This window comes from Dactylosporangium sp. NPDC049140 (genome assembly GCF_040648435.1).
This window is the reverse complement of record NZ_JBEZDS010000012.1, coordinates 77141-94946: the sequence shown is the minus strand read 5'-3', so window position 1 is coordinate 94946 and position 17806 is coordinate 77141. Positions and strand designations below refer to the sequence as shown.

16 protein-coding genes are annotated in these 17806 nt (G+C 73.0%); 4 read left to right on the top strand and 12 right to left on the bottom strand.

Going from position 1 to position 17806, the window contains the following annotated elements; genetic code table 11:
• Nucleotides 1-108: 108 nt before the first annotated feature.
• Nucleotides 109-3384: an NACHT domain-containing protein gene (locus tag AB0B76_RS21395; protein WP_360377691.1), complete on the top strand. Its 3276-nt coding sequence runs from the start codon at nucleotides 109-111 to the stop codon at nucleotides 3382-3384.
• Here AB0B76_RS21395 and AB0B76_RS21390 read toward each other — a convergent pair.
• Nucleotides 3373-4725, bottom strand: a complete 1353-nt coding sequence (locus AB0B76_RS21390; protein ID WP_360377687.1) for a bifunctional 3-(3-hydroxy-phenyl)propionate/3-hydroxycinnamic acid hydroxylase — start codon at nucleotides 4723-4725, stop codon at nucleotides 3373-3375. The two genes, AB0B76_RS21395 and AB0B76_RS21390, sit on opposite strands and share 12 nt — an antisense overlap.
• 70 nt (nucleotides 4726-4795) lie before the next feature.
• Here AB0B76_RS21390 and AB0B76_RS21385 point away from each other — a divergent pair, with 70 nt between their 5' ends.
• On the top strand, nucleotides 4796-4918 hold the full coding sequence (locus AB0B76_RS21385; protein WP_360377685.1) for a hypothetical protein: 123 nt from the start codon (nucleotides 4796-4798) through the stop codon (nucleotides 4916-4918).
• A 182-nt stretch (nucleotides 4919-5100) separates the two neighbouring features.
• Nucleotides 5101-5595, top strand: a complete 495-nt coding sequence (locus AB0B76_RS21380; RefSeq protein WP_360377682.1) for a DUF892 family protein — start codon at nucleotides 5101-5103, stop codon at nucleotides 5593-5595.
• Here AB0B76_RS21380 and AB0B76_RS21375 read toward each other — a convergent pair.
• From AB0B76_RS21375 to AB0B76_RS21360, 4 genes are all read right to left on the bottom strand, one after another.
• Entirely contained in the window at nucleotides 5592-6356 is a 765-nt protein-coding gene (locus AB0B76_RS21375; protein ID WP_360377679.1) for a putative protein N(5)-glutamine methyltransferase, read from the bottom strand. The genes AB0B76_RS21380 and AB0B76_RS21375 overlap by 4 nt on opposite strands.
• The gene (locus tag AB0B76_RS21370) at nucleotides 6353-6994 is read right to left on the bottom strand and encodes a response regulator transcription factor (RefSeq protein ID WP_360377676.1); all 642 of its coding nucleotides are present in this window, start codon (nucleotides 6992-6994) and stop codon (nucleotides 6353-6355) included. The genes AB0B76_RS21375 and AB0B76_RS21370 overlap by 4 nt, the downstream gene beginning before the upstream one ends.
• The gene (locus tag AB0B76_RS21365) at nucleotides 6946-8286 is read right to left on the bottom strand and encodes a sensor domain-containing protein (protein WP_360377673.1); all 1341 of its coding nucleotides are present in this window, start codon (nucleotides 8284-8286) and stop codon (nucleotides 6946-6948) included. Before AB0B76_RS21365 ends, AB0B76_RS21370 begins: the two co-directional genes overlap by 49 nt.
• Before the next feature lie 63 nt (nucleotides 8287-8349).
• A complete protein-coding gene (locus AB0B76_RS21360) occupies nucleotides 8350-8967 on the bottom strand; it encodes a pyridoxamine 5'-phosphate oxidase family protein (protein ID WP_360377670.1) in 618 nt (205 codons plus the stop codon).
• A 78-nt stretch (nucleotides 8968-9045) separates the two neighbouring features.
• Here AB0B76_RS21360 and AB0B76_RS21355 point away from each other — a divergent pair, with 78 nt between their 5' ends.
• Entirely contained in the window at nucleotides 9046-10386 is a 1341-nt protein-coding gene (locus AB0B76_RS21355) for an aspartate aminotransferase family protein (RefSeq protein ID WP_360377667.1), read from the top strand.
• A 4-nt stretch (nucleotides 10387-10390) separates the two neighbouring features.
• Here the strand turns inward: AB0B76_RS21355 and AB0B76_RS21350 are convergent, their stop codons facing one another.
• The 7 genes from AB0B76_RS21350 to hydA are packed head-to-tail and all read right to left on the bottom strand — an operon-like array spanning nucleotide 10391 to nucleotide 17791.
• Nucleotides 10391-11515, bottom strand: a complete 1125-nt coding sequence (locus AB0B76_RS21350) for an ABC transporter substrate-binding protein (protein WP_360377664.1) — start codon at nucleotides 11513-11515, stop codon at nucleotides 10391-10393.
• 13 nt (nucleotides 11516-11528) lie between these two features.
• Nucleotides 11529-12278, bottom strand: coding sequence for an ABC transporter permease (locus tag AB0B76_RS21345; protein WP_360377657.1), 750 nt, complete (start codon nucleotides 12276-12278; stop codon nucleotides 11529-11531).
• On the bottom strand, nucleotides 12275-13033 hold the full coding sequence (locus tag AB0B76_RS21340) for an ABC transporter ATP-binding protein (protein ID WP_360377654.1): 759 nt from the start codon (nucleotides 13031-13033) through the stop codon (nucleotides 12275-12277). The genes AB0B76_RS21345 and AB0B76_RS21340 overlap by 4 nt, the downstream gene beginning before the upstream one ends.
• On the bottom strand, nucleotides 13030-13890 hold the full coding sequence (locus AB0B76_RS21335; RefSeq protein ID WP_360377651.1) for an ABC transporter permease subunit: 861 nt from the start codon (nucleotides 13888-13890) through the stop codon (nucleotides 13030-13032). Before AB0B76_RS21335 ends, AB0B76_RS21340 begins: the two co-directional genes overlap by 4 nt.
• Nucleotides 13887-14882 (bottom strand): TIGR03842 family LLM class F420-dependent oxidoreductase, encoded by a 996-nt coding sequence (locus AB0B76_RS21330; protein ID WP_360377648.1) that lies wholly within the window; start codon nucleotides 14880-14882, stop codon nucleotides 13887-13889. Before AB0B76_RS21330 ends, AB0B76_RS21335 begins: the two co-directional genes overlap by 4 nt.
• 4 nt (nucleotides 14883-14886) lie before the next feature.
• Nucleotides 14887-16371, bottom strand: a complete 1485-nt coding sequence (locus AB0B76_RS21325; protein WP_360377645.1) for a CoA-acylating methylmalonate-semialdehyde dehydrogenase — start codon at nucleotides 16369-16371, stop codon at nucleotides 14887-14889.
• A 10-nt stretch (nucleotides 16372-16381) separates the two neighbouring features.
• A complete protein-coding gene (gene hydA / locus AB0B76_RS21320; protein ID WP_360377642.1) occupies nucleotides 16382-17791 on the bottom strand; it encodes a dihydropyrimidinase in 1410 nt (469 codons plus the stop codon).
• Between the last annotated feature and the right edge of the window lie 15 nt (nucleotides 17792-17806).

Sequence of the window (17806 nt, the reverse complement as noted above, 5' to 3'; positions counted from 1 at the left end):
GGCCGCCCGTGCCGATCGCGCAACGCCGATTTCTGTCGCGCCCGCGACTGTCTTGCCTCGGGCCGCCACAATGGACGCGCCACGGCCGCATGACGGGGAGGACGCGCCTTGACCGGAGTCGAGACGGCGTTGATTCAGGTCGGCCGCCTCGTGGTCGGCCCCGCGGTCACCCGATGGCTCGGCGCGCGGCGCCAGCGGGCCGAGCGGGAGCTCCCCCTCGCGGAGCTCATCAACCGCCGGGTGACCGACGAGCTCTCCCGGCGCAAGGTCGAGCGCGAGATCGAGGCGATGGTCGACGCGGTCGCCGAGCGCCTCCAGCCGCTGGTCGCCACCCGGTTCGCGGCGCTGCCCGCCAACGAGCGCGACGCCGCGCTCGCCGCCGTCGCCGACACGTTCGGCCGCGCCGACCTCACCGACGAGGGCCTGTTCGGCGCCGACGCCGACCCGGCCACGCTCGCGGCGCAGCTGCGGCGGCGCTGCGCGGACGTGCCCGTGCGCGCCGGCCTGTCCGAGCCGGCCGAGCGGCTGTACCAGGTGGCGCTGGACGAGTGCTGCGCCTACCTCGCGGCGCTCGTCGTGCAGCTGCCGAGCTTCGCCGCCCGGGCCGACGCCGAGCTGCTGGGACGCACCGCCCGGCTCGCGGACGAGCTGCGCGCACTGGCCGCCCGCGTGCCCGCGACGAGCGTGGACGCGCCGGCCGGCACGCCGCACGACGACGCATTCGGGCAGCGCTACCTCGCCTACCTCGCGAAGTCGCTGAACGAGCTGGAGCTCTTCGGGGTCGACATCCACCACTACCGCCCGCGCACGACGCTCTCGATCGCCTACATCAGCCTGACGGTCAGCACGGACGGCGAGCCGCTGCGGCCGGAGCGGGCCGCGTGGGCGCCGGGCGGCCTGCGCCGCGCGGCCGCCGAGCGGCCGGGCGTCCGCGTCGAGCAGGCCCTGGGCCGGGGCAGCCGGTTCCTGCTGCGCGGGGACGCCGGCTCGGGCAAGAGCACCGTGCTCAAATGGCTCGCCGTGACCGCCGCGCACGGCGGGTTCGAGTCCGATCTGGCGCCCTGGAACGGCTGCGTGCCGCTGCTGGTGAAGCTGCGCAGCCACACCGGCCGGCGGCTGCCCGGGCCCGAGCGGTTCCTCGACGGGGTGGCCGACCCGATCGCCGGGCTGATGCCGCCGGGCTGGGTCCACCGCCGGCTGGCCTCGGGCGCCGCGATCCTGCTCGTCGACGGCGTCGACGAGCTGCCGGCGGCGGACCGGCCGCTGGTCAAGCCCTGGCTGTCCGGTCTGCTGCGGGAGTACCCCGGCATCCGGATGGTGGTGACCTCCCGGCCGGCCGCCGCGGCCGAGCGCTGGCTGACCGACGAGGGCTTCACGAGCGCGATGCTGGAGCGGATGAGCCCGGCCGACATCCGGGCGCTGGTGCGGCACTGGCACCACGCGGTGCGCGACGCCGGGAGCCTGCCGTGCCCGGAGCCGGAGCTGCCCCGGTACGAGAGCGCACTGCTCGCCCGGCTCGACGGCAGCGCGCACCTGCAGTCGCTGGCCGCCAGCCCCCTGCTGTGCGCGATGCTGTGCGCCCTGAACCTGGACCGCAACACGCACCTGCCGCACGACCGGATGACGCTGTACCAGGCCGCCGTCGACCTGCTGCTCGAGCGGCGGGACACGCAGCGCAACCTGGTGGAGGCGGTGCACGGCCTGTCCGCACGCGACAAGCTGCAGCTGCTGCAGGGGCTCGCGTGGCGGCTGTCGGTCAACAACGCCACCGAGCTGTCCCGGGCGGCGGCCGAGCAGCGCGTCGGCGAGCGGCTCGCCGCGATGCCGCAGGTGGACGGGGCGCCGGCGGCGGTGCTCGACCACCTCGTCCACCGCAGCGGCGTGCTGCGCGAGCCGGTGCCCGGGCGCATCGACTTCGTGCACCGGACGTTCCAGGAGTACCTGACCGCCCGCGAGGCCGCCGAGCAGGGCGACGTCGGGCTGCTGCTGGAGCACGCCCACCTGGACTCGTGGCGCGAGACGGTGGTGATGGCGGCCGGGCACGGGAACGCGGTCGTGCGCCGCGAGCTGCTCGCCGGCCTGCTCGACCGGGCCGGTTCCGAGCCGCGGCACGGGCGCGCGCTGCGGCTGCTGGCCGCGGCGTGCCTGGGGACCGTGCCGGCGCTCGACCCGCCGGAGCTGCTCGAGCGGGTGGAGCGGGAGTTCCGGTCGCTCCTGCCGCCCCGCACCGTCGCCGAGGCCCGCAGCCTCGCCGCGGTCGGCGATCCGCTCGTCCGGCGCCTGCCCCGCGACAGCCGGGAGATGCCGCAGGGCCGGGCGGCCGCCGCGATCCGGGCCGCCGCACTGGTCAACGGGCCGGGCGCGCTGGACCTGCTCGCCGCGTACGCCGCCGACCCGCGCCCCGAGGTGCAGCGCGAGCTGGCCCGGGTGTGGGAGTACTTCGACCCGCACGAGTACGCCGAAAGGGTGCTCGCGCAGGCACCGCTCCCCGACGGCGAGGTGACCGTCACGAACCCGGGGCTCCTGCCCGCCGTCCACCGCCTCGGCACGCTGCGGAGCCTGTCGGTCCGGTTCGCCACCACCGTGGACCTGCGCTGCCTCGACGGCCTGCCGCACCTGGCCGAGGTCGCCTTCGACGAGGGCGTGTCCGGCGGCCTGGCGCCCCTGGCGGCCCATCCGGGACTGCGCCGCCTCGACGGCTACTTCGCCGAGCGCACAGCCGACCCGTCGCCGATCGCCGCGCTGACCGGGCTGGAGTTCCTGAACCTCTGGCTGCTGCCCGGCCTGACGAGCATCGGCTTCGTCCGCGATCTGGGCCGGGTCACCCGGCTCGAGCTCGGCTACGTCGACCAGGTGCGCGACCTGTCCCTCATCGCGGCCCACCAGCAGCTGGAGACGCTGCAGGTGCACCGCTGGACGTCGCCGGACCTGTCCCCGATCGCCGCCCTCCCGCGGCTCGAGCTGCTGGGCTTCTACGACTCGCCGGAGCCCCCGGGCGCGCTCGCGGCGCTCGCGGCGGCGGCCCCGGGCGTGCGGTCGCTGTGGCTCAACGGGTGCCGCTGGATTCGCGACCTCCGGCCGCTGGCCGGCCTCGCCGAGCTGGGCGAGCTCGCCATCACCGGTGTTCCGGACGCCGACCTCTCCGCGCTGGCCGGATGCCCGAAGCTGCGGACCCTCTTCCTCGGCTACGGCGACGAGCTCGACCTCCGCCCGGTCGCGACGCTCCGCTCCCTGCAACAGCTCAAGATCGGCCGGGTCACCGGCCCGATCGACCTGTCTCCGCTGGCCGGCCGGACCCTGGAGCTCCACCTGGTCCGCAACCAGCCGGTCCGCGGCGCGGACGAGCTGGGGCCGGGGGTCGCCGTCAGGCGGCTACCGGACTGAGTGCACGACCCGGTCCGGGCGCAGGAGCACGGCCCGGCCGCGCATCCAGCGGCGCAACGCGCCGGACGGGTCCAGCTCGTCGGTGACGTGGACCAGGCGATGACCGTCCGCAGCCGGGGGCGCGCCCGTGTACAGCAGGGCCCAGCCGTCGCCCAGGGCCTCGTCCGGCACGGCCGGGGCCAGGGTTCCCGCCCGCCTCCCGCGGCCCACCCCGCGCAGCGGCGGCGAGGTCGAGCGCAGCGCCAGGCCCTTCATGCCGGGCAGGCGCCAGACCGAGCCCAGCAGCAGCCGGCGCACGGCCGCGGCGCGGTCCTGGCCGCCCGTCATGGCCCAGCCGGCCACGATGGCCAGGCGGATCTGGGCGCGGACGTGCGGCGCCCGCTCGCGCTCGTAGGAGTCGAGCAGGTCCGGCGCGCCGCCCGGCGTCGTCAGGTCGGCGGCGAGCTTCCAGGCCAGGTTGTACGCGTCGCGCAGGCCCGCGCCCAGGCCCTGGCCGATGAACGGCGGGGTCTGGTGGGCCGCGTCGCCGAGCAGGAAGACGCGGCCGGAGCGCCAGGACGAGGCGATGTTCGCGCGGAAGGTGTACTCGGCCCGGCGCACGATGCGCACCGGGACCGCGCCGAGCCAGGGGGCCAGGAGCGGGTCCAGGTCGAGGTCGGACTCGCCGTCGAGGAGGCGGAACTCCCAGCGGTACCGGCGCGGGCCCAGCTGCATGAACGTCGCCGCGCGGCGCGGGTCGCACACCTGGTGCACGCCGCCCCAGGCGCCCAGGTCCTCCGCGCAGACGCCGTCGACGACCAGCCAGCGCTCGGCGAACCTCAGGTCCACCAGGTGGGCGCCGATCAGGTCGCGCACGGTGCTGTTGGCGCCGTCGCAGCCGAGCACCGCCGCCGCGGGGACCGCGCAGACCTCGGAGCCGAGCCGGTACGAGACGGTGGGGAAGTCGACCGCGAACACGGTGGCGCCGCCGACGAGCTCGATCAGGGGGTCCGCGGCCGCCCGGGCCCGCAGGAGGCGTTCGAGGTCGGGCTGGTCGAACATGTTCGCCTGCGGGTAGCCGTGCGGGCCGCCGCCCGGGGCGCGGTCGAACGAGGCCATCACGCGGTGCCGGGCGTCGAGCAGGCGCAGGCCCAGGCCGGGCCGGCTCACCTTCAGGAACTCCTCGGCCACGCCGGCCGCCTGCAGGATGCGCACGACCTCGTCGTCGACGTGCACGGCCCGCGGCAGCGGGTAGGGCTCGGCGTAGCGGTCGAGCACCAGGGACGCGACACCCCGCCGGGCCAGCAGGATGGCGGCGGTGAGCCCGACCGGGCCCGCGCCGACGATGACCACCCGATCCATCCGCCCAGGTTGCAACCTGAAAGTCCTCGACGGCAACCGGCAGACGGTCGATCAGTGACATCGTGCCGTCGTGGGTCCGCAATCGCAGCATCGCCACCAAGATCGTGGCGATCGCGATGCTGGCCCGATCACCGGGTCGGACATCATCGAGCGCGACGTCGAGGGCGAGGCCGGCGAGCGGACGGCGCCGTAGCCGGTGGCGTCGTGCCCATCCAGCCGGTGGCCGGCATCCCTTCTCGTTGCCGGGCAATGTATTAACCGGCTCAGTAAGGGTCGGCGAACCACCCGCTGAACACCCCGCCACCAGCGCGGGCTCCGTGAGAATTGCGGGTAGGTCAGCCCGTCCCCACTTCGAGACAGCACAGGGAGAAGCACATGCCAATGGACAACCCGGCCGACCTGTTCCTCTACGAGCTGTCGGGCATGTACGACGCCGAGCACAAGAGCAACCAGCTGGTCGGCGAGATCCTCGGCCGCACGGAGCAGAGCCCGCTGGCCCAGATCCTGCGTGCCCAGCAGCAACAGGGGCAGCAGAAGATCCAGAACCTCGAGACGTGCTTCGCGATGATGGAGGCCGAGCCCGAGGACGTGCCCTGCATGATGATGGACGGGATGCGCGCCGAGTTCCAGGCGTTCATGGGGCAGGCCCCGTCGATGGAGGCGATCGAGATCTACACCGTCGACGCCGAGACGAAGATGGCCCACCTGGGCATCGCGGGCTACCAGGGCCTCATCGACAAGGCACTGCTGATGGGCGAGATCCAGTGCGCCCAGATCCTGCGCACCAACCTGGTGCAGATGCAGGAGAACGCGGGCACGTTCGAGCGGATCAGCCACGAGCTCGGCCAGCGGGTGGCGATGAACGTCTAGCGCCCGGCGACGACCACGTGGGTCTCGGTCTCCTCGTCGGTGACCGTCCGCGGTTGCAGGCCGCCCGTGCGCAGCAGCGCGTGGGCGGCCGGCAGCTGCGCCGGGCCGGCCTCGGTGAGCAGCGCGCCGCCGGGGGCGAGCCACGCGGCGGCCTCGGCGGCGACGCGGCGCAGCACGTCGAGGCCGTCGGCGCCGCCGTCCAGCGCCGTGCGGGCCTCGTGCACGCGGAACTCCTCGGGGAGGTAGGCGATCTCGGCGGTCGGCACGTAGGGCACGTTGGCGAGCAGGAGGTCGACGCGGCCGCGCAGATCGTGCGGTACCACCGAGAAGAGATCGCCGGCGAAGACCTCAGCGGTCACGCCGGAGAGGTTGCGGCGCGCGCACGCCACGGCGGCCGGGTCCAGGTCGGTCGCGACCAGGCGGACGCCGGGGCGGCCCTGCGCCACGACCAGGCCGAGCGCGCCGGTACCGCAGCACAGGTCGAGCACGGTGCCGCCGTCGCGCAGCATCGTGCGGGCCGTGGCGGTGAGCAGTTCCGTGCGGTGCCGGGGGACGAAGACGCCGTCGGTGACGGCCACGCGCACCCCCGCGAAATCGGCGAAACCGAGGACGTGCTCCAGCGGCGCACCGGCGACCCGGCGGGCGGCCATCGACTCCAGGGCCCCGGCGTCGGGCGCGGCCGCCAGCAGCCGGTCCGCCTCCTCCTCGGCGAAGACACACCCGGCCGCGCGCAGGCGGGTGGTCAGCTCGGCGTGGTTCATGCGTTCAGGTACGCCAGGACGGCCAGCACGCGGCGGTTGTCGTCCTCCGACGGGGGCAGGGCGAGCTTGCCGAAGATGTTGTTGATGTGCTTGCCGATCGCCTTCTCGGTGACGAAGAGCCGGCCCGCGATCGCCGCGTTCGAGCGGCCCTCGGCCATCAGCCCGAGCACCTCCCGCTCGCGCGGGGTCAGCGCGCGCGTCGGGGCGCCGGCGTTGCGGGCCAGCAGCTGCGAGACGACCTCCGGGTCCATCGCGGTGCCGCCGGCGGCGACGCGCCGGACGGCGTCGACGAACTCGCCGACGGTGGCGACGCGGTCCTTGAGCAGGTACCCGACGCCGCCGCGGCGATCCGAGAGCAGCTCGCGGGCGTAGAGCTGCTCGACGTGCTGGGACAGGACGAGCACGGGCAGCCCGGGGATCTCGGCGCGGGCCGCGATCGCCGCGCGCAGGCCCTCGTCGGTGAACGTCGGCGGCAGCCGCACGTCGACGACGGCGACGTCGGGGCGGTGCGAGAGCAGCGCGGCGCGCAGGTCGGTGCCGTTGTCGACGGCGGCGACGACCTCGAAGCCGTACGCGCCGAGCAGCCGTATCAGCCCGTCGCGGAGGAGGGCGAGATCTTCGGCGATGACAACACGCACGGCAGCTCCATGGTCAGCACGGTCGGTCCCCCCGGCGGGCTGTCGACGCGCAGAACCCCGTCGAACACGGCCAGCCGGCGCTCGACCCCGGCCAGCCCCGAGCCGGCCCGGGGCGCGGCGCCGCCCACGCCGTCATCGCTGACGCTGCAGTAGAGGGCCCCGTCCAACCCGCCGCCGGCCGACTCCTTCCCCACCGACGAGGCCTGTGTCGCATGACAGTAGGACAACGATACCCAGGCCGCCGCGGCCCCGCTGTGCTTGACCACGTTGGCGAGCGCCTCGGCGACGGCGAAGTACAGTGCCGACTCGACCGGAGCCTCGGGCCGGCCCGGCAGGTCGCCCTCGACCACGACGGGCAGCGGGAGCGTCAGGGCCAGCGCGCGCAGCCCGCCGACCAGCCCGCGCTCGGCCAGCACCGGCGGGTGGATGCCGCGCACCAGGTGCCGCAGCTCGGCCAGGGCCAGGCCGCTGGCCTCGCGCGCCTCGGCGATGAGCCGCTGGGCCGCGGCCGGGTCGTGCAGCACGATGTCCTCGGCCATGCCCAGGCTCATGCCGAGCGCGACGATCCGGGCCTGCGCGCCGTCGTGCAGGTCGCGCTCGATGCGGCGCAGCTCGGCCGCCTGGGCGTCGACGACCTGGGTGCGGGTCTCGGTGAGGCGGTTGACGCGCTGGGCGAGCACCGAGCGGCTCGTCGGTCCGAGGAGGCTGTGGTCGTACCGCGCGAGCGCCCACTGCACCCACGGCGCCGCGTAGAGCACGCCGGCCGCGATCAGGGCGCCCTGGAACGGTACGGACAGGTAGCTGATCGGGTTGAGCGGCCAGGTGACCCCGTAGCCGCCGTTCTCCCCGGACGTCACGTTGATGATGACCGGCAGCAGGGCGATCCCCGTCAGGCCGTAGAGCATCAGGATCGCCGTGCTGAACCCGAACGCCACCCCGAGCGGCGCCCCGCCGAGCAGCCACAGCAGGTCGCGCCACGTGGCGGGGTCGCGCACGAGCCACATCCACCGCCGCGGCGAGCCGATGAACGCCCCGTCGGGCCGCGGCCGGTACGGCCGGGGAATGTCGACCCCGGACCACCGCCCGGCCAGGTGCCGGCGCAGGTCGGCGTAGGCGCGCACGAGCAGCTGAACGAGCGGCGCGAGCACGAGCCCGACCCCGATCACGGTGAACGCGAAGGACAGCACGGTGAGCACGATCAGCGCGATGTGGATCGGCACCCCGAGAATGCCGACCACCGCCACCCGGGCCACGCTGGTCAGCCCCCGGCGGACGAACGGCCACGGCTTCATGCAGCCATTCTGTCCGCCCGCCGGGCGGTTGGCAGTAGGTCTAAACCCCCGGGTCGCCGGGTTCTAGGCCCCATAGAGGCCGCGGCGGTAGGTGCTCTCGGCGTAGTAGGCCTCGAGCTCCTCCACCGACTCCGGCATGTCCTGCACGCTCTTGACGAGCTTCGCGTGCGTCGGCAGGAGCTCCGGCGTCCAGGTCTCGGGCTTCCACAGGGCCGACCGCATGAAGGCCTTCTGGCAGTGGAAGAAGATCGTGTCGATGTCGACCACCAGGGCCAGGATCGGCCGGTGGCCCTCGACGACGAGGTCCTCGAACCAGGGCGCGTCGGTCAGCAGCCGGGCGCGGCCGTTGATGCGCAGCGTCTCCCGGCGGCCCGGGACGAGGAAGAGCAGGCCGACGTGCGGGTTGGCGAGGATGTTGTGGAAGCCGTCGGCGCGGCGGTTGCCCGGGCGTTCCGGGACGACGATCGTGCGGTCGTCGAGCACGTGCGTGAAGCCGGGCGGGTCGCCCTTCGGCGAGACGTCGCAGTTGCCGCCGGCGTCGGCGGTGCCGACGAGCACGAACGGGGAGAGGGCCAGCCAGTCGCGGTCGGTCTGGCAGAGGCGGTCGCGTTCCTTGGTCACGGCCCGGGGCATCGGCGACCCGAGCAGCTCCTCCAGTTCCGTCACCGAGGTGATCTGCATGGCGCCAGCATACGACCGGTAACAATCTGAAACAGACAGGTTATTGTCCGGGCGCACGTGTGCCATTAGCGTCGGCTCATGACGGGACAACGCACCGAGGCGTACCGCGACGACCGCGCGCACGTCTTCCACTCGTGGTCCGCCCAGCGGATGCTCGACCCGGTCGTGGTCGAGGGCGGGCTCGGGGCCACGTTCTGGGACGACGCCGGAACGCGGTACCTCGACTTCTCCTCGCAGCTGGTGAACCTCAACCTCGGCCACCAGCACCCGCGGGTCGTGGCCGCGATCCAGGAGCAGGCCGCGAAGCTGTGCACGGTCGCGCCGACGTTCGCGAACGCGGCGCGCAGCGAGGCGGCCCGGCTCATCGCCGGGGTCGCGCCGGGCGAGCTGGAGCACGTGTTCTTCACCAACGGCGGCACCGAGGCCAACGAGCACGCGATCCGGATGGCCCGGGGCACCACCGGCCGGCACAAGATCCTGGCCGCGTACCGCTCCTACCACGGGGCCACCACGGGCTCGATCACGCTCACGGGCGACCCGCGCCGCTGGGCCAACGAGCCCGCGATGCCGGGCGTGGTGCGGTTCTTCGGGCCGTACGCGTACCGCTCCCCCTTCCACGCCGAGACCGAGGAGCAGGAGGCCGAGCGCGCCCTCGCCCACCTCGAGGAGATCTTCACGTTCGAGGGCCCGCAGACGATCGCGGCGGTGATCCTCGAACCGGTGGTGGGTACCAACGGCATCCTCGTGCCCCCGCCCGGCTACCTCGCCGGCGTCCGCGCGCTGTGCGACCGGCACGGGGCGCTGCTCATCGCCGACGAGGTGATGAGCGGCTTCGGCCGGTGCGGCGAGTGGTTCGCGGTCGACCGCTGGGGCGTGGTGCCCGACCTCGTCACGTTCGCCAAGGGCGTCAACTCCGGCTATGTACCGCTGGGCGGCGTCATCCTCGGCCCCCGCGTGTACGAGACGTTCGCCGAGCGCCCCTTCCCCGGCGGCCTCACGTACTCCGGGCACCCGCTCGCCTGCGCCGCCGCCGTGGCCACCATCGAGGTCATGCGCGACGAGCGGATCCCCGAGCGCGTGCGCGACCTCGGCGAGCGGGTGGTGCGGCCGCGGCTGGAGAAGCTGCGCGACCGGCACCCGTCCGTCGGCGACGTGCGCGGCCTGGGCCTGTTCTGGGCGATCGAGCTGGTGCGCTCGAAGGAGACCCGGGAGATGCTGGTGCCCTACAACGCCGCCGGCCCGGCCGCGAAGCCGATGGCCGAGGTGGTCGCGGCGTGCAAGGCCGGCGGCGTGTGGCCGTTCACCCACTTCAACCGCGTCCACGTGGTGCCCCCGCTGATCATCTCGGAGGACGACCTGGTCCGCGGCCTCGATGCGGTCGACGACGCGCTCGAGGCCGCGGACGGGTACTGCGCCTGAGGGACTACGCCCCGCCGGCGGTCAGCGTGACCGTCTGCGGGGCGAAGGAGGAGCCCGTGGTGTCGACGCCGGCGGCCTTGGCGGCGTCGAGGGCCTTCTGCATGTAGTCGTTGGTGTAGGCGAGGCCCTCGGGCTTCTTCTTCAGTACCGTGTCGCCGGTCTGGTTCTTGGTCGTCATCGAGATGTCCACGGTGCGCGCCCAGTCGGCCTCGTCGACCAGGCCGACGCCCTTGGCCGCGGGCCAGACGAGCTTGTTGACCTCGTTCATCTGCCACAGCTGGTGGGTCTTGCCGAGCTTGGAGCCCTTGGCCACGACCATGTCGCGGCACTCCTCCGGCTTGTCGCGGCAGTAGGCCCAGCCCTTGATGGTCGCGGTCAGGAACTTCACGGTCCGGTCCTGGTAGCCCGCGTCCTTGAGCTTGTCGGTGTTGGCCCACACGGCGTCCTGCAGCATCGAGGAGCCGACGTTCTTCCAGTCGATGATCGAGAAGTCCTCGGGCTTGTAGAGCTGGCCGGTGGCCGGGTTGGTGGCCTCCAGCAGCTGGGCGTACTCGTTGTAGGACATGGCCTGCGCGACGTCGATCTCCTTCTTCAGCAGCGCCTGCATGTCGAACTGCTGCTGCACCAGGGTGACGTCCTTGCCCGGGTCGAGCCCGGCCTTGGTCATGCCGGCGAAGAGCTCGAACTCGTTGCCGAAGCCCCAGTTGCCGACCTTCTTGCCCTTGAAGTCGGCCGGGGACTTGATGTTCGAGCTCGCGAAGGCGACCTGGTAGGTGCCGGAGCGGGCGAAGATCTGCCCGACGTCGGTGATGCCGGCGCCCTGCTCACGCGAGGCGAGGGCCTTGGGCACCCAGGCCACGGCGTAGTCGGCCTTGCCCTGCGCGAGGACGGTCTGCGGCACGATGTCGACGCCGCCCTCCAGCAGCTGCACGTCGAGGCCCTGCTCCTTGTAGAAGCCCTTGTCCACGGCGGCGATGTAGCCGGCGAACTGGGCCTGGTAGAACCATTGCAGCTGCAGCTTCACGGTGGTGAGGCCGCCGCTGCTCGTAGTGGTGGGGGACGTGGAGTCGGCAGTGCCGCAGCCGGCCAGGACGAGCCCGGCCGCGACCACGACAACGAACTTCTTCATGGGGGAACCTCCGTCAGAAACGGGACTTCCAAGGCATCGCGAGACGCTCCAGCAGCAGCGTCGTGAGGTAGAAGACGAGCCCGAGGACGCAGGCGCCGAAGACGAACGCCCACGCCCGGGGATACGCGGTGAACGCGGCGGCGGAGGTGATCCGCGCGCCGAGCCCGTCCTGCAGGCCGCCGAAGTACTCCGCGACGACGGCGGCGATCACGGCCAGCGACGATGCCTGCCGCAGGCCGGTGAACAGGTGGGGCAGCGCGCCCGGCAGGCGCACCAGGCGGGCGAAGGTCCAGCCGCCCGCGGCGTAGCTGGCCATCAGCTCGCGGTGGGTCGGGTCGACCTCCCGCAGCCCGCGCAGCGTGTTGAGGAAGACCGGGAAGAACACGATGATCCCGGCGACCAGCCGGCGCGGCAGGCTGCTGGTCGACTCGAACATGTTGTTGAGGATCGGCGCCAGCGCGATGATCGGCAGCGCGTTGAGCACCGCCGCGAACGGCACCGAGACCTCGCTGAGCAGCCGCACCCGGCTGGTGGCCAGCGCGGCGAGCACGGCCACGACGGTGCCGCCGACCAGGCCGACGAGCGCGTTGGCCCCGCTGGCCAGGGCCGCGTCGAGCACGTTGGTGCGCTGCTCGACGAGCTCGGCCCAGATCGCCGACGGGGCCGGCAGGATGAAGGGGGCGATCCGGCCCGCCTTGACCACCAGCTCCCACCCGGCGAGGCCGAGGATGCCGACGAGCAGCGGCGGCAGGATCCGCCTCATGACCGCAGCGCCTTGCGCACGGCCGTGACGTGGTCGAAGTAGGCGGTCGACTGGCGCACGGCCTCGTTGCGCTCGCCCAGGGCGATGTCGATGGTGGCGGTGATCCGGCCGGGGCGGGCCGACATCACGACGACCTTGTCGGAGAGGAACACCGCCTCGGAGATGGAGTGCGTGACGAACACGGTCGAGGTGCGCGTGGCCGCGCAGATCTGCAGGAGCTCGCCCTGCAGGCGCTCGCGGGTCATCTCGTCCAGGGCGCCGAACGGCTCATCCATCAGCAGCAGCGGCGGGTGTACCGCCAGAGCCCGCGCGATCGCGACCCGCTGCTGCATGCCGCCGGAGAGCTGGGCCGGGTAGTGGCCGCCGAAGTCGGCGAGCCCGACCAGCGCGAGCATCTCCTCCGCGCGGGTGCGCCGCTGCTGGCGCGGGATCCGGCGCAGCTCCAGCGGCAGCTCGACGTTGCGGCGCACGGTGCGCCACTCGAAGAGCCCGGCCTGCTGGAAGGCGATGCCGTACCCCTGCTCGCGGCGGGCCTGCCCGGCGGGCTTGCCGGCCACGGTGACCGCGCCGGTGGTCGGCTCGATGAGGTCGGCGATGAGCCGCAGCAGCGTCGACTTGCCGCACCCGGACGGGCCGATGAGGGAGACGAACTGCCCGTCGTCGACGTCCAGGTCCACATCGGACAGTGCCGCCACCTCGTCGGGGCGGCCCTGGTTGAACACCTTGGTGACGCCCGCGATCGACACCGCGGTCATATGACGTTCACCTCGACTTGTCGGCGATGGCGCATGAGGGGGAGCTCGAGCAGGCTCACGAACGCGGCGACGCACAGGCCGAGCAGCGCGGCGCCCAGCATCGCGGTGTAGACCTTGGCCGGGTCGGAGGTGGCCTCCCGGGAGTACTCGATGACGAGCCGGCCGATCCCGCCGCGGGTGCCGGTGGAGATCTCGCCGACGACGGCGCCGACGACCGCGGCCGCGCCGGCCAGCCGCAGCGCCGGGAAGAGGAACGGCAGGGCGGCCGGGAGCCGGAGCTTGACCAGCGTGCGCCACCAGCCGGCGGCGTAGGAGCGCATGAGCTCGACGCCGGCGGACGGGGGCGACTGCAGGCCGCGCAGCAGCCCGACGGCGATCGGGAAGAACGCGAGGTAGGCGGCGATGGTGGACACCGTCATCCAGTCCTGCCACGGGTAGGGGCCGAACGACAGCGCCCCGCTCCAGCCGGCCACCAGCGGGGCGAGCGCCACCAGCGGCACGGTCTGGGACAGGATGACGTACGGCAGCAGCCCCCGCTCCACGACCCGGAAGCGCTGCATGAGCACCGCGAGCACGAAGCCGATGAGCACGCCGGCGGCGAAGCCGACCATTGTCACGCCTAACGTGAACCGGCACGCGTCCAGGACCACGCGCCAGATCGGCCGCCCGCCGGTCAGCTCGGGCCGCGACAGGCGCTCCAGCACGGTGTACAGGTGCGGCATGGACAGATCGTCGGCGCGGGGCAGGATGCGCACGCCGAAGACGGCGGTGCCCTCGTCGTTCCCGACCGCCTTGTAGCCCTCCCACAGCAGGACGAAGGCGGCGACCCCGGCGAGGGCACCCAGCACGCGTTTCATGAGACGACCGGGATGACATGCTCGCCGTAGGCGGCGAGCGTGGACTCCTTCGCGTCGTGCTGCAGGTACAGGGCGAACTGGTCCACGCCGAGCTCCTTGAGCTCGGCGAGGCGCTTGAGGTGGTGCCCGATCGGGCCCAGGATGCAGAACCGGTCGACGACCTCGTCGGGAACGAAGTCGGTGTGCGTGTTCCCGGCCCGGCCGTGCTCGGCGTAGTCGTAGCCCTGCCGGCCCTTGATGTAGTCGGTGAGCACGGTCGGCACGGCGCCGCCGGCGCCGTAGCGGGCCACGATGTCGGCGACGTGGTTGCCGACCATGCCGCCGAACCAGCGGGTCTGGTCCCGCTGGTGGGCCAGGTCGTCGCCGACGTAGGCCGGGGCGGCGACGCAGAACTTGATCGCCGCCGGGTCCCGCCCGGCCCGCTCGGCCGCGGCGCGCACCGCCCCGATCATCCAGGCCGCGATGTCGGGGTCGGCCAGCTGCAGGATGTACCCGTCGCCGACCTCCCCGGTCAGCGCGAGCGCCTTCGGCCCGTAGGCGGCGACCCAGACCTCGAGGCGGCTGTCGGGCGCCCACGCGAACTGCAGGTCGCGGTCGCGCAGGTGTACCGCGCGGCCGTTGCCGAGCTCGCGGACGACCTGCACGCACTCGCGCAGCTCGGCGAGCGTCGTGGGGCGGGAGCCGAGCACCCGCACCGCCGAGTCGCCGCGGCCGATGCCGCAGACGGTGCGGTTGCCGTACATCTCGTTGAGGGTGGCGAACAGCGACGCGGTGACCGTCCAGTCCCGGGTGCCCGGGTTGGTCACCATCGGGCCGACCACGACCCGCTCGGTGTCGGCGAGGATCTTGCTGTAGATGACGAACGGCTCCTGCCACAGCACGTGCGAGTCGAACGTCCACACGTGGCTGAAGCCGGCCGCCTCGGCCTTCTTGGCCAGCTCGACCACGCCCAGGGCGGGCGGGTCGCACTGCAGCACCACCCCTATGTCCATGCCGTCACCGCACCTTCGGGAAGCCGAGGTCGACCTCGGACGTGGCCGGGTCCGGCCAGCGGGAGGTGACGACCTTGCTGCGTGTGTAGAACTGGATGCCTTCGGGGCCGTACATGTGCAGGTCGCCGAAGAGCGAGGACTTCCAGCCGCCGAAGCTGTAGTAGGCGACCGGGACCGGCACCGGCACGTTCACGCCGACCATGCCGCAGACCACGTCGTACTGGAACCGCCGCGCGGCGCCGCCGTCCCGGGTGAAGATCGCGGTGCCGTTGCCGTACTCGTTGTCGTTGACGAGCTGGACCGCCTCGTCGTAGGAGTCCGCGCGCACGACCGACAGCACCGGGCCGAAGATCTCGTCGCGGTACAGCGGCGAGTCCGGGGTGACCTTGTCCACCAGCGACGCGCCGAGGAAGAAGCCGGGGCCGGAGCTGACCGGCGCCTCCCGCCCGTCGACGACCACCTCGGCCGAGCCCGGCTCGGCCAGGTAGCCGGCCACGCGGTCGCGGTGCTCGCGGGTGATGAGCGGGCCCATCTCCGCGGCCGGGTCGGTGGCCGGGCCGACCGCGATCCGGCCGATCCGCTCGCCGATCGCGGCCACGAGCGGGTCGGCGACGGCGCCGACCGCGACGACGACGGAGACGGCCATGCACCGCTCCCCCGCCGAGCCGTAGCCGGCCGAGACGGCGGCGTCGGCGGCCGCGTCCACGTCGGCGTCCGGCAGCACCACCATGTGGTTCTTGGCCCCGCCGAGCGCCTGGACCCGCTTGCCGGCGCGGGTGCCGGCCTCGTAGACCGCCCGGGCGATCGGGGTCGAGCCGACGAAGCTCAGCGCCTGCACGTCGGGGTGCGCGATGAGCCGCTCGACGGCCTCCCGGTCGCCCTGCACGACGTTGAAGCAGCCGTCGGGCAAGCCGGCCTGGCGCAGCAGGTCGGCCAGCAGCAGGGAGGCGGACGGGTCCTTCTCGCTGGGCTTGAGGATGAACGTGTTGCCGCACACGAGCGCGTTGCAGAACATCCACATCGGCACCATCGCCGGGAAGTTGAACGGCGTGATGCCGGCGACGACGCCCAGCGGCTGGCGGATGGAGTACACGTCCACGCCGGAGCTGGCCTGCTCGCTGTAGCCGCCCTTGAGCAGGTGCGGGGCGCCGGTGGCGAACTCGATGTTCTCCAGGCCCCGGGCCAGCTCGCCGCCGGCGTCGGCGACGGTCTTGCCGTGCTCGGCGGAGACCAGCGCGGCGATCTCCTTGCGGTTGGCGTCGACGAGCTCGCGGAAGCGGAACATGACCTCGGCGCGGCGGGACAGCGAGGCCGCCCGCCAGGCCGGGAACGCGGCCAGGGCGCTCGCCACGGCGGTGTCGGTCTCGGCGGCGGTCGCGGCGACGACGTACGCCTGCTGCTCGCCGGTGGCCGGGTCCCAGACCGGCAGCCGCCGGCCGCTGGTGCCGGAGACGGCCTGCCCGTCGAGCCAGTGCTTGATCTCTCGCATATCGCAACCCCTACAGGAGATAGTCCGACAGCCCCCGGCGGAGGAACTGCCCGTGACCCTTGCGGCCGTGGTACGTGTCGCCGGAGACGATCACGCTCCCGCGGGAGATGACCGTGTCGACCTTGCCGGCGATCTCCACGCCCTCCCACGCCGAATGGTCCATGTTCATGTGGTGCGTCTCGACGCTGATGCGGGTGCGCGCCGAGGGGTCGTACAGCACGATGTCGGCGTCGGACCCGGGCGCGACGACGCCCTTGCGCGGGTACAGGCCGAACATGCGCGCCGGGGTCGTCGCGATCGTCTCGACCCAGCGGGCCAGCGACAGCTTGCCGTCGACGACCCCCTGGTACAGCAGGTCGACGCGGTGCTCGACGCTGCCGATGCCGTTGGGGATCTTCGAGAAGTCGCCGATGCCGAGCTCCTTCTGGTCCTTGAAACAGAAGGGGCAGTGGTCGGTGGAGACCACGGAGAGGTCGTTGCTGCGCAGGCCCTTCCACAGGTCGGCGCGGTGGCTCTCGTGCTTGCTGCGCAGCGGGGTGGAGCAGACCCACTTCGCGCCCTCGAAGCCGGGGGCGCCGAGCTGGTCCTCCAGGGTGAGGTACAGGTACTGCGGGCAGGTCTCGGCGAACACGTTGCGGCCGAGGTCCCGGGCGGCGGCGACCTGCTCCAGGGCCTTGCTGGCCGAGAGGTGCACGATGTACAGCGGGCAGTCGGCGGCCACGCTGGCCAGCCAGATCGCCCGGCTGGTGGCCTCGGCCTCGAGCGCCTCCGGGCGGGTGAGCCCGTGGTGGATCGGGTCGGTCTCGCCGCGTTCCAGGGACTGCTTGACGAGCACGTCGATGGCCGGGCCGTTCTCGGCGTGCATCATGATCATGGCGCCGTTGTCCCGGGCCTTCTGCATGGCCCGCAGGATCTGCCCGTCGTCGCTGTAGAAGACCCCGGGGTACGCCATGAAGAGCTTGAAGCTGGTGATCCCCTCGTCGGTGACCAGCTGGTCCATCGCCTTGAGCGACTCGTCGTCGACGCCGCCGAGGATCTGGTGGAAGGCGTAGTCGATGTGGCACTCGCCGGCCGCCTTGGCGTGCCACGCGGCGAGCCCGTCCTGGACGACCTCGCCGGTGCGCTGGACCGCGAAGTCGATGATGGTGGTGGTACCGCCGAACGCGGCCGCCCGCGTGCCCGTGTCGAACGTGTCGCTGGCGAAGGTGCCGCCGAACGGCAGCTCCATGTGCGTGTGCGCGTCGACGCCGCCCGGGATGACGTACTTCCCGGTCGCGTCGAGCACCTCGAAGTCGCCCTCGACCGGCCCGTCGCCCGGCATGAAGATCGCGGAGACCTTCTCGCCGATGACGAGCACGTCGGCCGGGATGGCGCCCTGCGGGCCGACCACCGTCCCGCCCTTGATCAGCAAGCTGCTCATCCGTCCTCCTCGCTT

Excerpts from the sequence above, each read along its gene's own strand:
- AB0B76_RS21360 (WP_360377670.1), bottom strand. The coding sequence starts at position 8,967 with ATGCAGATCACCTCGGTGACGGAACTGGAGGAGCTGCTCGGGTCGCCG.
- AB0B76_RS21355 (WP_360377667.1), top strand. The coding sequence starts at position 9,046 with ATGACGGGACAACGCACCGAGGCGTACCGCGACGACCGCGCGCACGTC.
- AB0B76_RS21350 (WP_360377664.1), bottom strand. The coding sequence starts at position 11,515 with ATGAAGAAGTTCGTTGTCGTGGTCGCGGCCGGGCTCGTCCTGGCCGGC.
- AB0B76_RS21365 (WP_360377673.1), bottom strand. The coding sequence starts at position 8,286 with ATGAAGCCGTGGCCGTTCGTCCGCCGGGGGCTGACCAGCGTGGCCCGG.
- AB0B76_RS21390 (WP_360377687.1), bottom strand. The coding sequence starts at position 4,725 with ATGGATCGGGTGGTCATCGTCGGCGCGGGCCCGGTCGGGCTCACCGCC.
- hydA (WP_360377642.1), bottom strand. The coding sequence starts at position 17,791 with ATGAGCAGCTTGCTGATCAAGGGCGGGACGGTGGTCGGCCCGCAGGGC.
- AB0B76_RS21345 (WP_360377657.1), bottom strand. The coding sequence starts at position 12,278 with ATGAGGCGGATCCTGCCGCCGCTGCTCGTCGGCATCCTCGGCCTCGCC.
- AB0B76_RS21380 (WP_360377682.1), top strand. The coding sequence starts at position 5,101 with ATGCCAATGGACAACCCGGCCGACCTGTTCCTCTACGAGCTGTCGGGC.
- AB0B76_RS21375 (WP_360377679.1), bottom strand. The coding sequence starts at position 6,356 with ATGAACCACGCCGAGCTGACCACCCGCCTGCGCGCGGCCGGGTGTGTC.
- AB0B76_RS21330 (WP_360377648.1), bottom strand. The coding sequence starts at position 14,882 with ATGGACATAGGGGTGGTGCTGCAGTGCGACCCGCCCGCCCTGGGCGTG.
- AB0B76_RS21325 (WP_360377645.1), bottom strand. The coding sequence starts at position 16,371 with ATGCGAGAGATCAAGCACTGGCTCGACGGGCAGGCCGTCTCCGGCACC.
- AB0B76_RS21335 (WP_360377651.1), bottom strand. The coding sequence starts at position 13,890 with ATGAAACGCGTGCTGGGTGCCCTCGCCGGGGTCGCCGCCTTCGTCCTG.
- AB0B76_RS21340 (WP_360377654.1), bottom strand. The coding sequence starts at position 13,033 with ATGACCGCGGTGTCGATCGCGGGCGTCACCAAGGTGTTCAACCAGGGC.